We start from the raw sequence: 13517 nt of genomic DNA, 5'->3' as shown, positions 1-13517 counted from the left end.
CCCGGACGGCCCGGGCCGTAGAAGGGTGGATGGCCAGGATTCACTCGCCCGGCCCCGGAGGTCCCATGCACGAAGTGCAAAGTCATCTCAAGTCGCTGGAACGCGGGAAACGGTCGATGACCGACCCGGACCGCCCTGCGGTCTTCTCCCATTCCGGTCGTGAATGGGATCTGCTGGACGAGGTGTTCGCACCGGTCCACTCCCCCTCGACCGGCATCGCCCTCGACTTTCTCGGGCTCACCGAGCCGAATCCCGGGGCCGCGCCCTCCTCCTTCCTGGAGATCGGCTGCGGCTCCGGTGTCATCTCCGTCCAGGCCGCGCTGTCGAATTGCACGACGGTGGCGACGGACATCAATCCCCATGCCGTCGAGAACACCGGGATGAACGCCGAGCGGCACGGTGTCGCCCACCGTCTGAAGGTGCTGCACAGCGATCTGTTCGACGCACTCGACCCCGCCGCCCGGTTCGACCGGATCTTCTGGAGTTCCAACTACGTGCTGGCTCCACCGGACTACTCCTACGGGTCGGTCCACGAACGCGCCTATGTGGACGCCGGATACCGCACCCACCGCCGGTACCTCGAAGAGGCGGTGCGCCGTCTGACCGCTACCGGCTCCGCCCTGCTGCACTTCTGTGAACGGGGCGACGCGGCCGAGCTGACCGGTATCGCCGAGGAGTGCGGCCGTGAACTGCGGGTGCTGCGCCGCCGTACGGTCCTAGAGGGATCCGATCCGATCGAGCACTTCCTGCTCGAAGTGGTTCCGGCGCGGAGCCGGCCCTCCGGGAGCTCCGGCCGTGACACCGGCCCCGGCCGGCCGGTACGGGCCTGACCTGCCGCGGCGCCGGCCCGCCCGCCACGCCTTCCGGGAGGCTTCGGCACGATGCGCGCTCCGCCGGACGACAACCACGACTCGTTCACCCACGACCTGTCCGACTGTCCGGCGCGGATTCCCGGAGAGGAGTCGGCGGTCGTCCGCGACGACGACGCGCGGCGGCGTGTCGCACACCTCGGGGAATTCGACCGGGTGGTCATTCCACCGGGACCGGGAAGCGCCGCACGCCCGGCCGATTTCGGCATCTGCGAGGAAATTGTCCGCGAGACACGGATTCCTCCGCTCGGAGCCTGTCCCGCGCATCGGGGAATCGCTCTGGCCAGTGGTGGAGACGTTTCCCCGGCACCGGAGCCCCGGCACGGGCGCATCTCCCCCGTATTGAGTACGGGAACAGGGGTTTTCGCCGGACTGCCCTCTCCTTTCGACGCCACGCGCTGTCATCCGCTCGCCGTCATCCGGCTGCCCGGAGAAATCGAGGCGACGTCGTGGACGCCCGACGGAATTCTCATGAGAATGCGGCACCGAGACCGTCCACCGCACGGGGTGCGGTTCCACCCGGAGTCGATCGGGACGGAACGGGGAATGCTGCTCCTCAGGAATTTCGCGGATCTTTCGCCGGGCCGGAGACCACGGGTCCCGGGCGCGCCCGGCGGCGTCCGGCGGCGGGATTCCGGGGCCTCGCGGGGCTCCGGCCGCTCCCCGGGAGAACACCGCCGGCAGGGCGCCGCGACCCGTTCCGCGACGCATTCCGAGTGTCCGTACGGAGCGGTTGCGGACCCGGTGGGACGCCGAAGCCGTCTTCCGGCACCTGTACACGGCGGCGGACCGGTCCTTCCGGCCGGACAGCGGCAGCACCGCCGGTGAACTTGGCCGGTTCTCGTTCATGGGTGACGCCTCCGGCCGCTCGCCCGGGTGACGACCGGGGAGGCGCAGCACCCGCGCCGCGGCCCGCGCCCGACCCGGGGGTTGCGACGGCCACCGGAACGCAAGGCCGCCCTCAGCGGTGCTCCCGCAGCGAGCCGACGAGCGCCGCCGTGTCCCGCGCCCGCTCGCGCAGTTCCCGGGCGCTCAGTTCCGCGGCGACCTCCTCGACGCCCGCGCCCCTGCTCCGCAGCTCCGTCAGATGTGCCCGCGCGGCCGCGGACTCCCCCGAGAGCGTGTCGCCGTGCGGCCTGCCCAGCCGGTCCACCGCGTCGAGGGTCCGTTCCGACATCGTGTGGACGGTGTTCCAGGCCACCAGGTCCTCCACCCGGCGAACCGCCGCCGTGCGGTCCGTCTCACCGGCGTCCGGCCAGAGCAGCCGCTGCGGAGTGGCCCCCGCGCCGCGGAGCCTGCGCCAGTCGCGCGTGCCCAGGCGCTCCTCGTACAGGTGGTACGCGGCGCGGGCGAGAGCCAGCGCGGACGCGCCGCGCGGTACGACGGTGTCCGCCCGCTCGTGGAGCGCCGCCTCCGTCCTGGCCGCGTCGAAGGACGCGACCGAGCCGCGGGCCGGCGGGCATCCGGCGGCCAGGGCCCGGCCGAGCCCCTCGAAGTAGGCGTCGGCGGCGTCCTCGTAACCACGCGGCGAGTAGAGGTGGCTGATGTTGACCGCGATCCCCTGCGCCAGGCAGCCGCTCACCACGTGCAGGCCGGCCGCTGTGCCGGGCACCGTGATGAGCATGTTGGGGCGGTTCACCGCGTCGGTCAGGGCCCGTGCCCCGGCGAGCGAGCCGGGGACGTCGTCGGCGGACCTCGGGTCGAGTTCGGCGCAGACCCAGCCGTCCGCGCCCCGTGTCGACGCGAACCGCTCCGCGAGCACGTCGCAGGCGAAGCGGACGTCGTGCCGGTGCAGTGCCCACAGCGCCGCCTCGGCACCGGCGCCCCGCTCGCCGAGCGCGTCGAGCTGTTCGCGGTAGGCGGTGCCCTCCCGCACCTCGCGCCCGAGGTCCCGCAGCGGCAGCAGGGCGCCGGTCACCGGGGCCCTGGTGACCAGTCGGCTCAGGGTTCCGTCCACGAGAGACCGGCGGGTGACTCCGTCCAGCCAGACGGAGACCCCCTCGTGCGCCAGATCCACCAGCGCGGAGCCGCCACGAGCCGTCCCTGCCTCGGCCACCGGTCGCTCACTCTTCCCTTCGCCCCGCGGCCGGCGCGGGCATCGCGGCCCCGGCGTCGCCGGCGTGCGCGCGAGTGCCGGCGGCCGGGCGGCCGGGCTTCGGCGGGTCCGGGGTCCCGGTCTCCGGTGCCCACATGACCGACACCAGCGCGCCCAGCACGGAGAGGGCGCAGCCGAAGAGCATCACCGCGCCGACACCCCGGGTCTGGAGCACCAGCGGTACGAGGAAGGTGCCGGCGGCCGCTCCGATCCGGCTGACCGCGGCGGCGAATCCGATGCCGGTGGCCCGGATCTCGGTGGGGAACACCTCGCTGGGATAGACGGCCTGAAGGACGCTCGACCCCGCGTGGAAGAGGGCGAAGACGCCGAAGCAGAGTGCGATGACGCCCGGGTGCGCCCGGGGCCAGAGCCCGAGAACGAGCAGAGCGGCGGCCGTGACCCAGAACGGCGGGATGAGCAGGGCACGGCGCCCCACCTTGTTGATGACGGCCATGCCGGTCACGCAGCCCAGCAGCAGGAAGATGTTCAGCGGCAGCTCGCCGAGGCCGGCGCCGGACTCGCCCAGCAGCTCCAGCACTTGGGGCGCGAAGGTGGAGATGGCGAAGAACGGCGTCACCTGGCAGAACCAGAACAGGCTGGTGAACAGGGTGCGGCGGAGGTGGACGGGGGAGAACAGGGCGGCATGGCCGGTGCGGACCGGTGTGTGGCCGGCGGCGGCCCGTTCCAGACCGCGGCCGAGCCTGCGCCGGCTGATCGCCTCCGCCTCCGCGATCCGTCCCTTGCTCGCCAGCCAGCTCGGTGACTCGGGGGTGCCCAGCCGGGCGAGCAACACCACGAGGGAGGGGACCGCGCTGCTGGCGAGTATCCACCGCCATGCGGACGGGTCGTCGGTGAGCGAGGTCATGAGGAGTCCGAGGCCGGTGGCCAGGGTGTAGCCGACGTACCAGAAGACGATGAGGGAGGAGAGCAGCCGTCCCCGTCGCGCGGGCGACGCGAACTCGGCGACCAGCGCCCCGGCGATGGCGTAGTCGGCGCCCACCGCCGCGCCCATGACCAGGCGTACGGCGAGCAGTTGGGCGGGGTCCTGGACCACGAGCTGCAGCAGGGAGCCGAGGAGGAAGACCAGCAGGTCGATGAGGTACATCTTCTGGCGGCCCACCTTGTCGGTGAGCCATCCGAAGACCAGCCCGCCGAAGAAGATGCCGATCAGCGACGCCGAGCCGATCAGTCCGGCCCACACCGGGGTGAGGTGGAGGTCGTCGCGCGCCAGTGGCAGCGCCGCTCCCACGACGCCGAGCACCCAGCCGTCGCAGACCTCGCCGCCGCCCGCGCAGACCGCGATGCGGGTCTCGAACCGCCGGACCCGCCTGTCCTCGGCCTTGGAGAGGCCGGACCCGCGGCCCGGCGCCGGGGGCACATCCACGGCTGACATGTACGTTCCCCTCCGTCGAAGGACCCCGGGCCGCCAGAGGGGCGGGTCCCGGCTATCGGCTCGTCATGAGGTCCATCGAGAGGACCGACCTTTCCTGGGCGACCACATCGAGTTCCGTGCTCTCGGTCAGTACGGCCGTCTGCAACTGCCGGATGCGGTGGGAGGGCTCGATGCCGAGTTCCTCCGCGAGGGTCTTGTGGAGCCGGTGGTAGACCTGGAGTGATTCGGCGGTACGGCCCGACCGGTACAGGGCGATCATGTACTGGGCGTGGAGATTCTCCCGCACCGGATGCCGGGAGACGAGCGCACTCAATTCCGAGAGCAATCGGTGGTGCATACCGAGTCGCAATTCCGCTTCTATGCATTGCTCCAGCAGGGTCGCACGGAGATCGTCCAGCCCGGCCGCACAGGCCCGGATGCTCGGCCCCTGCTGAATGTCCAGCAGCGTTTTCCCGCGCCACAGACCGAGTGCGGACCGGAGCACCGCGGAGACTTCGGCGTCGTCCTTGTCCGATTGAGCACGGCGGAACTCCGCCCTATATGTTTCGAGTACATCCAGATCCAGCGAGCCTTTTTCGACCTGGAGCGAGTAGCCCTGGTGGTGTGTTTCCAGGATGCGCTTGCTCTCGTCCGTCGTCCGCCCGGACGGGTCGCCCGCGAGTGCCTGCCGGATCTGGAAGACCCGGGTGTGCACGCTCTGCACGGCGCTGCGCGGCGAGGATTCACCCCAGAGCTCGTGCACACAGGTGTCCAGCGTGACCAGGGAGTTCGCATGGAGCAGCAGCAGGGCCAGCAGTTGACGCGTCTTGGGGGCGGTCGGAAGCGGGGAACCGTTTCCGCCGGTCATGGACAGCGGGCCCAGAACTGCGAACTTCATTGAACTCCCTCTCGCCAGGATGCCTGATCAAAGAATCCAACGGCCACGATGATCTGTGTGACAGCGGGGCGGAGCACGCTTGCCGGGCGATCTCCGCATTCCCCTGCGATGAAGCTATCCCTACGGTGGCCATCGATCCAGCAAGGATCCCGCACTCTGTCACACGCGTCCGAATCGCCCCCATATGGCCATGGTTTCGGATTCCTCGGTATCGAGTGGTGAGCGAATCGTAAGAACGGCTTGCTTCACTGGAGAAACCCACCGCCGGAAGGTCCCGGAATCCTGCACCGGGGCCCGTGCGCAGAACATCGGCACCGGCACGCACGAAGACGAAAGGAATCCTCATGACGAAGGGTCTGGTCATATTCGACTGCGACGGAGTCCTGGTCGACAGCGAAATACTGAGTGCGCGGGTGATGCGGGAGATGGCCGCCGGCGAAGGGTATGTCCTCTCCGCGGAGCGGGCACTCGCGTTCATTCGCGGCCGGAAGGTGGCCGAATGGGTGGGGCAGTTGGAGGTGCTGCTGGGCCGGGCGCTGCCGGCCGGCTTCGTCCCGGAGTTCCGGGACAGATGCGCGGAGCTGTTCACCGCCGAACTGCGGCCGGTCCCCCAGGTGCGGCAGGTCCTGGAGGGGCTCGCGCAGCCCTTCTGCACGGCGTCCAGCGCACCGCGCGAGAAGATCCTCAGCACTCTCGGACTGACGGGGTTGCTGCCCCACTTCCGGGGCCGCGTCTACAGCGCCTACGAAGTCGGTGCGTGGAAGCCGGACCCCGGCCTCTTCCTGCATGCGGCGGCCGATCTCGGAGTGCTCCCCGAGCACTGCACGGTGGTCGAGGACAGTGTCGTCGGCGTCCGGGCGGGCGTAGCGGCCGGCATGCCGGTGTTCGGGTACGCCCCGCCGCGGAACGGAACGGCGGCGGAGCTCGCCGCCGAGGGAGCGGTGACCTTCGGCTCGATGAGGGAACTCCCCTCGCTGCTGGAGGAGCGGGCCGCCGCGATGCCGTCCGCCCGCGCCCTCCGGTGATCACTGCCCCGTCCTCCCGAGAGACCGAGTCGAAAGGCACGATCCCCATGCCGAGCGTTCTTCACGAGCTGCAGCAGACCGGCGAGTCGGCGGAGATCTGGTGGGACTCCTCCCCCCTGGACTTCCCGCGCTGGCGCCGGCGCCAGCTGGACAGCGCACCCGACCAGGAGACGAGGAACCGGTGGCAGGAGCAGCTGGAGCGGTTCCTGTGTCCCTCGACGCCCGGCCAGTCCCTGGTACGCGGCATCACGACCAACCCCTCCCTGGTCGCGCAGAGCGTCCTGGCCTCCCCCGAGAGCTGGCGCGACGACATCCAGGAGCTCATCCGGTACCAGTTGAGCCCCGGCGTGGAGAGCACCTTCGCGCTCGTCTACGAGGAGGCCCTGCGCCGGGCGGCCCGCGAGATGCTGCCGATGTGGCACGCCACCGGCGGCAGGTTCGGCTGGGTGTCGGGCCAGCTCGACCCCCGCCATGTGCTCGACGCCGATCTCATGCTGGAGCAGGCCCTGCGCATCGCACGGGTGTCACCGAACCTGATGGTGAAGGTCCCGGGCACCAGGCAGGGATACCAGGTGATACGCCAACTGGTGGCTCGCGGCATCTCCGTCAACTCCACCCTCTCCTACACCGTCCCCCAGTTCGCCGCCTGCGCCCGGGCCGTGGAGGCGGGGCTCGCGGAGGCGCACGCCCAGGGCATCGGCACCGGACGCTGGCGTGCCGTCTTCACCCACATGATCGGCCGTTTCGGCGCCAGCAAGGATCTGCGGTGGGAAGCGGCCATCCGCGACATCGAGCTCACCGCGACCGACCTGCGCTGGGCCGAGATCGCCGTCCTCAAGCGCATCCACCGGCTCATCCGGGAGAACGGTCATCCCCTCAAGCCACTGCTGTCCAGCCTGGAGGTCGACGAACCCCGCCGGGACGGCGGCACGCTGAGCATGCATCTGGAGCAGAGCGCGGGAGGCGCGGTCGCCTACACCTGCAAGCCGCAGTTCATCGCGGACGTGATGCGCCGCGAGAGCGAACTGCCGGTCTTCGACCCCGGAGCCATCGACCACGAGGTGCCGGCCGATGTCCTGGAGAAGCTGATGTGGCTCCCGTCCTTCCACCGGGCGTACGACCCGGAGGGCATGCGCCCCGAGGAGTTCGCGCACTACGGGCCGTTCGTGTCGACATACGCCGAGGTCATGTCGAACACCCGGCGGCTGATCGACTTCGTCGCCCATCAGTTCCAGGCCGTCACCTCCCCGGCGCGGCCCCTGCTGCTGGTCTGAGCCATCCGGTTCAGGGCCTCTCCGCGGGCGGCCCCCGCCCCGCACCCCTCGACAAGGTGGTGTCATGCACAAGTCCATCGCACTCTGGAGCCATCCCCGGTCGATGTCGACCGCGCTGGAGCGCTCGTTCATCGAGCGGCGCGACTTCACGGTCTTCCACGAAGCCTTCGCCTATGTGTTCTTCATGCACGAGGAGCGGGCCGCCATCCCGCACAAGAACCCGGACCCCGCGCACCCGCGCACCTATCCGGAGGTCAAGGCGATGATGGAGGACGCGCGGCTCGACGGCCCGGTCTTCCACAAGGACTTCCCCTACCACTGCCTTGATCATCTGCTGGACGACCCCGGCTATCTGCTGGGGCAGACGAACACCTTCCTCATCCGCGATCCCGGGGAAGCCGTCCTCTCGCATGCCACGGTGCACCCCGGACTCACCCGCGAGGTGCTCGGCTACGAGCAGCTGGCCAGGACATTCGATCTCGTGCGCGAACTGACCGGCAGCACACCGGTGGTCATCAACGCCGCGGATCTCGCCGCCCGCCCCGAGGCCACCGTCGCCGCCTACTGCGCCGCGGCCGGGATCCCCTTCGTACCCGAGGCCCTGCGGTGGGACGCCGGCGAACAGCCCCAGTGGGCCACCTGGAGCGGCTGGCACACGGACGTCGCCGCCAGCAGCGGCTTCACCAGGCCGCAGCGCTCCTACCGGTTCACCTACGAGAGCCGGCCCGAGCTGCGCGACTTCGAACGCCACTGCCGTCCCTTCTACGAACACCTGGACCAGTACCGGCTCCAGCCGGCCGAGGAGGCAACCGCATGAGCGTCAACACGGTCATCGTCACCGGCGGGGCGAGCGGCGTCGGCCGGGCCCTGGCGGGCCGCCTGCTGGACGCGGGCAAGACCGTCATCACCTGCGACATCGACGGGCCGGGACTGAAGTCGCTGGCCGAAGAGCACGCCGGCCGCGCCCTGGAGACACACATCGCCGACGTCGCCTCGCACGAGGACTGCGACGCCTTCATGGACCGGGTCGTCACCGCGCACCCCGAGGTGGACGGTCTGGTCAACAACGCCGGTCTCTACCTCGGACAGCCCGTCTGGGACTACGACGACGCCACCATCGAGCGCGTCATCGCCGTGAACATCAAGGGCCCGGTGTGGCTCTCCCGCCGGTTCGCGGACCACCTGCTGCCGGCCGGGCGGCGCGGTGCCATCGTCAACCTCGCCTCGGTCGCGGGCGAGGTCGGCAGCTCCGACGCGCTCTACGGCACGGTCAAGGCCGGTGTCATCGGCCTCACCAAGTCCAACGCCATGAACTTCGCCCCGTACATCCGGGTCAACGCCGTCTCCCCCGGTCTCATCGTCAACACCGCCATCGCCGACCGGATACCCGACTACCGCTACGCCGAGTACAAGCGCCAGGAACAGCTGGACGGCGACATCCTGCCCGAGTACGTGGCCGATGTGTGCGCCTATCTGCTCGGCGACGGGGCCCGGACCCTGACCGGCGCCCTGCTCCGTGCCGACAACGGCTGCTACCCGCGCTGACCGCGGACCACTCCGGTCCGGCCCCGGCACCCGCGCCCCGCCGCGCACCCCGCTCCCCCGCCGCGGCTCTCCTTCTCCGCACGCCATGGAGGCATCCCTTGACTCCCCCGACCGACGGCTCCGACAAGCCCCGCATCATGCTGCTGGGCATGGGCGACCTGAGCGCCAGGGTGCTCAGCATGCTCCTCGGCGACCCGGCGACCAACCGGGTCGTCCTGGCAGGACGGGACACCGAGGCCATCCGCAGGCGCGGCAACCTGGCCCTCTTCACCGCCGCCAACCTCGGCCTGCACGGCACGGTCGACACCGTCCACATCGATCTGCGCGATGTCGGCGCGACGGCCGAGACCCTCGCGGAAGTCCGCCCCGACATCATCTTCATGGGCGGTTCGCTCCAGTCCTGGCGCGTCATCACCGCACTGCCCGAGGCGGTCTTCAAGGATCTCGACGAGGCACAGTTCGGGCCGTGGCTGCCGATGCATCTGACGCTCAATCATCTGCTGATGCGGGCGGTGCGGGACTCGGGCGTCGACACCAGGGTGGTCAACGCGGCGTTTCCCGACGCGGTCGGCCCGATCCTCGGCAAGGTGGGTCTGGCGCCCGCGATCGGCGTGGGCAATGTGGCCAACATCGTTCCCGCGCTCACCCTGGGCGCCGCGCACCTGCTGGACACGCACCCCTCGCGGGTAGAACTCCGGCTCACCGCACAGCACTACTTCAGTCACTATGTGCCGCGCTTCGGCGACGCGGGACGGGGCGCGTACCACCTCGCGGCGACGGTACGGGGCCGGCCCGGAACCGCGGAGCTGGACCACGGCGCGCTCTTCGCCCAACTCGGCGGCCGGCTGAAGCGGCTCGGCGGCATCGACGGCCAGTTGCTGACCGCCTCCTCCGCCGTACGAGTGCTCAGGGGCATGGCGACCGACAGCGGAGTCCTCGCGCACGCCCCCGCCCCGGACGGCCTGCCGGGCGGCTATCCGGTCCGGGTCAGCCGTGACGGCGGGACGCTCGACCTCCCCGAGGGGCTGGACCGCGACGAGGCGATCCGGCTCAACGAGGAGTGCCAGCGCGCCGACGGCATCGACCACATCGACGACGACGGGACGGTGCACTTCACCGAACCGGAGATGGCCGTCATGAAACGGCTGCTCGGCTACGAGTGCCGGCGCATGCGGCTCGACGACGCCGGCGCATGGGCCGACGAGCTCGGCCGGAAGTACGCGGCGTTCGCGGCGAAGCACCGCTGAACGCGCGCGGCGGCGGAAGCCTCCGTCCCCGGCCGCCCCCCTGTGCACGCCCGCCCTCCGTCCGCACGGCCCCCGACCCGCTCGCGGGGCCGCGCGGACCCCAACCGCCCAAGAGAGCCGGAGGACCACCATGACCACGCCCGCAACCCGGGTCAGCAGCACGATCCCCGCCACAGGGAGCGCGCACGGCGCTCGGAGTGCGGCCGGCACGCCCGGCACGCCCGTACCGGCCGGTCCGCGGAGCACCGCCCCCGACGACTTCGAGGGCCAGTACATCCCCACGCTCGTGGACGTCTGGGACGAGCTGATCGACTGGGAACGGCGCAGGGCGAGCGAGCAGGACTTCTTCGTCGAGATCCTGAACGGCGCCGAGGCCCGGCGGGTGCTGGACGTGGCCACCGGCACCGGCTACCACGCGGTCACCCTCGCCCAGCAGGGTTTCGATGTCACCGCGGCCGACGGCAGCGCCCGGATGATCGAGCGCACCCGGCGCAATGCCGAGCGGCACGGGCAGTCCTTCGAGGTCCTCCAGGCCGACTGGCGCGGCCTGCGCCGGCACATCGACGGCCGTTACGACGCGATCGTCTGTCTGGGCAGTTCGTTCCCGCACCTCTTCCACGAGGCCGACCGCCGGGCGGTGCTCGCGGAGTTCTACGAGGCGCTGAACCCGGGCGGCATCCTCATCGTCGACCACCGGAACTTCGACGCGATCCGCCGGCACCGGTACCGGAGCACCGGGAACTACTACTACTGCGGCACCGGGGCGACCGTGACCGTGGCCCACGTCGACGAGGAACTCTGCCGATTCCAGTACGCGTTCGAGGACGGTGGCACACACCACCTGGAGGTCTACCCCATTCTCTCGGCGGAGCTCGTGTCCCTGCTCATGGACTCCGGATTCGACACCATTCAGACCTTCGGCGACTTCCAGGAGAAATTCGACATCACCGGGGTGGATTTCGTCATCCATGTCGCCAGGAAGCCGTGAACCGCGGAGCGCCCGATTCGATCCGGCCGAAATGAAACAGCCAGGAAGGCCACAACGGCAGTGAGTACCGAGCAGACCAACAGCAAGCGAAGCCGTACGATCGCCGGATTCGCCACCACCGTACTGCTGACCAGCTTCGTGGCGGCGACCTACGGATTCGGCTTCTACCTCTTCGCGCAGCTCGTCACCGATATGCGCAGGGATCTCGGATTCGACTACACGATGGTCGGGACCATCACCGCGGCAGGGCAGCTCGGTTTCCTGGTGTTCGCCCTCCTGGGCACCTGGCTGTCGACCCGCGTCGGCGGCGGCCAGGTCATGATCGGCTCGGTCGCGCTGTGCGGTCTGTGCCTGGTGCTGCTGCCGGCGACGGACAGCATCGTCCTGATCGCCGTACTGCTGACGATCATGGGCGGTACGGCAGCCTCCGTGTATGTGCCGCTGGTCGAGATCGTGGGCCGGGTGATCGACTACCGGCACCGCGGCAAGGTGCTGGGGCTCGTGTCCAGCGGAACCAGCTACGGAGTCTTCGTCAACAGCCTCCTCGTGCCGGGCTTCGTCCGGGACGACAACTGGCGCGGGCTGTGGCTCTCGGTGGGCCTCGGCACTCTGATGGTGACCGCGGTCGCCGCCTTCACCTTCCACCGGCTGGGGCTGTTCCGGGGCGAGGAGGCCGTGGCCGCCGAGGCGGCCCGCGGCACGCGCGACGGCACCGGCGCGCCCGGGCCCGCCGGCACGGCCGGGGACGGGCACACCCCGCCCGCGGCCGATCCGGTCGGGGACGACAGCGCCCGCGCCGGCTGGCGCATGGTGCTGGTGCGCTGGGTGGTGATCGTCTGGACGATGAAGTTCCTCAACGGCTTCGCCTGCATGCCGTTTCAGAACTACCTCTCGCCGTATCTGCGTGAGGGCCTGGGGTTCGACATCGATTTCGCCGCCCGGGTCTGGGGTGCCATCGGCGTCATCGGAATGTTCGCCGGATTCGCCGTCGGCTGGCTCTCCGACCGGATCGGTGTACGCGCCTCACTGGTGATGTGCTACATCATGTTCTTCATCTCCTCCATGCTGCTGGTTCTCGCTCCGGTGGGATTCCTTCCGATGATCTCCGGCGTTCTCTTCGCGCTCGCGTTCTACCCCATCTACGGACTGGTTCCCGCCTATGTGTCGAAGATGGCATCGGGTGCGGCGGCCACGGTCGTCTTCGGCGTCACCAATGTGACGCAGGGAGTCGGCGGAATCGTCGGCAACTACACCGCTGGATTCCTCAAGAACGTCACCGGAGATTTCATGTGGTACTACGTCGTGGTCGCAGCGGTCGCGGTGATTCTCGTCTTCCTCACCCTTCAACTGCCCCGCGAGGGATCGGCGGAGAGCGTCATCGGCGGGAAGCCGGCAGCACCGGAGTCCCACAAGGAGGCCGCCGCGCAGCGCGGTTGAGGCACCGCACCGCGGGCGAAGCGACCGTAATCGGAAGGGAACCGATGGAACAGCAAGCGATCTGCACCTGCCGGCCGGGCGCCACGGTATGGCTGACCGGGCTGCCCAGCGCGGGCAAGACCACCCTCGCGCGCGAACTCGCCGGGCGGCTGCGCGGCGAGGGGCGCCGTGTGGAGGTGCTGGACGGGGACGAGGTCCGCCACGTCCTCTCCGCCGGGCTCGGCTTCGGCCGCGCGGACCGGCATGCCAACGTGCAGCGGATCGGCCTGGTGGCGGAAGTGCTGGCACGCAACGGCATCACCACCCTGGTCCCGGTGATCGCCCCGTACGCCGACAGCCGTGAAGCGGTCCGCCGGCGGCACCGGAGCAGTGACACTCCCTACCTGGAGGTACATGTGGCGACGCCGGTCGAAGTGTGTTCCGCACGCGATGTGAAGGGCCTGTACGCCAAGCAGGCCGCCGGGGAGATATCGGGGCTCACCGGGGTCGACGACCCTTATGAGGCCCCCACCCACCCGGATCTGCGCATCGCGTCGCACACGCAGTCCGTCGAGGAGTCCGCGGCGGCACTGCACGCGCTGCTCACGGTGAGGGGTCTGGCATGACGATCACTGTCACCACCGAGAGCGGGTCCTTCGCCCTCGGCCACCTCGACGCGCTCGAATCCGAGGCGGTGCACATCTTCCGTGAGGTGGCGGGTGAGTTCGAGCGGCCGGTGATTCTCTTCTCCGGCGGCAAGGACTCCATCGTCATGCTCCATCTGGCGC

Annotated in this window: 12 protein-coding genes and 1 pseudogene; 10 read left to right on the top strand and 3 right to left on the bottom strand. The window is 70.1% G+C overall.

Annotated elements, in window-relative coordinates:
* Positions 1 to 65: 65 nt before the first annotated feature.
* Entirely contained in the window at positions 66 to 830 is a 765-nt protein-coding gene (locus tag AAFN69_RS06320; RefSeq protein WP_347727303.1) for a methyltransferase domain-containing protein, read from the top strand.
* A 1000-nt stretch (positions 831 to 1830) separates the two neighbouring features.
* Here the strand turns inward: AAFN69_RS06320 and AAFN69_RS06315 are convergent.
* From AAFN69_RS06315 to AAFN69_RS06305, 3 genes are read right to left on the bottom strand one after another with little or no spacing between them, the layout of a single operon-like run.
* Positions 1831 to 2925 (bottom strand): transaldolase family protein, encoded by a 1095-nt coding sequence (locus AAFN69_RS06315; protein WP_347727302.1) that lies wholly within the window; start codon positions 2923 to 2925, stop codon positions 1831 to 1833.
* 7 nt (positions 2926 to 2932) lie between these two features.
* Positions 2933 to 4357, bottom strand: a complete 1425-nt coding sequence (locus AAFN69_RS06310; RefSeq protein ID WP_347727301.1) for an MFS transporter — start codon at positions 4355 to 4357, stop codon at positions 2933 to 2935.
* A gap of 52 nt (positions 4358 to 4409) precedes the next feature.
* Complete coding sequence (locus tag AAFN69_RS06305) at positions 4410 to 5234, bottom strand: AfsR/SARP family transcriptional regulator (protein ID WP_347727300.1); 825 nt, start codon at positions 5232 to 5234, stop codon at positions 4410 to 4412.
* A 344-nt stretch (positions 5235 to 5578) separates the two neighbouring features.
* Between AAFN69_RS06305 and AAFN69_RS06300 the strand changes: the two genes are divergently transcribed.
* The 9 genes and pseudogenes from AAFN69_RS06300 to AAFN69_RS06260 all read left to right on the top strand — a co-directional run.
* The gene (locus AAFN69_RS06300; protein ID WP_347727299.1) at positions 5579 to 6259 is read left to right on the top strand and encodes an HAD-IA family hydrolase; all 681 of its coding nucleotides are present in this window, start codon (positions 5579 to 5581) and stop codon (positions 6257 to 6259) included.
* A 47-nt stretch (positions 6260 to 6306) separates the two neighbouring features.
* Positions 6307 to 7533, top strand: coding sequence for a transaldolase family protein (locus tag AAFN69_RS06295; protein WP_347727298.1), 1227 nt, complete (start codon positions 6307 to 6309; stop codon positions 7531 to 7533).
* Between the two features lie 64 nt (positions 7534 to 7597).
* Entirely contained in the window at positions 7598 to 8350 is a 753-nt protein-coding gene (locus AAFN69_RS06290) for a hypothetical protein (protein WP_347727297.1), read from the top strand.
* Positions 8347 to 9078 carry an SDR family oxidoreductase gene (locus AAFN69_RS06285; protein WP_347727296.1) on the top strand — a complete coding sequence of 244 codons (732 nt, stop codon included), beginning with the start codon at positions 8347 to 8349 and terminating at the stop codon, positions 9076 to 9078. The genes AAFN69_RS06290 and AAFN69_RS06285 overlap by 4 nt, the downstream gene beginning before the upstream one ends.
* A gap of 98 nt (positions 9079 to 9176) precedes the next feature.
* Positions 9177 to 10325 (top strand): hypothetical protein, encoded by a 1149-nt coding sequence (locus AAFN69_RS06280; RefSeq protein ID WP_347727295.1) that lies wholly within the window; start codon positions 9177 to 9179, stop codon positions 10323 to 10325.
* A 130-nt stretch (positions 10326 to 10455) separates the two neighbouring features.
* Entirely contained in the window at positions 10456 to 11313 is an 858-nt protein-coding gene (locus AAFN69_RS06275) for a methyltransferase domain-containing protein (protein ID WP_347727294.1), read from the top strand.
* A gap of 60 nt (positions 11314 to 11373) precedes the next feature.
* The gene (locus AAFN69_RS06270) at positions 11374 to 12750 is read left to right on the top strand and encodes an MFS transporter (RefSeq protein WP_347727293.1); all 1377 of its coding nucleotides are present in this window, start codon (positions 11374 to 11376) and stop codon (positions 12748 to 12750) included.
* A gap of 44 nt (positions 12751 to 12794) precedes the next feature.
* A complete protein-coding gene (gene cysC / locus AAFN69_RS06265) occupies positions 12795 to 13355 on the top strand; it encodes an adenylyl-sulfate kinase (protein WP_347727292.1) in 561 nt (186 codons plus the stop codon).
* A pseudogene (locus AAFN69_RS06260) lies at positions 13352 to 13517 on the top strand (sulfate adenylyltransferase small subunit); the annotation flags it as partial. The gene cysC and the pseudogene AAFN69_RS06260, both read left to right, overlap by 4 nt.

Origin of the sequence: Streptomyces sp. CAU 1734 (assembly GCF_039888735.1) — a bacterium.
Classification (GTDB): domain Bacteria; phylum Actinomycetota; class Actinomycetes; order Streptomycetales; family Streptomycetaceae; genus Streptomyces.
This window is presented reverse-complemented; position numbering and strand designations above follow the sequence as displayed.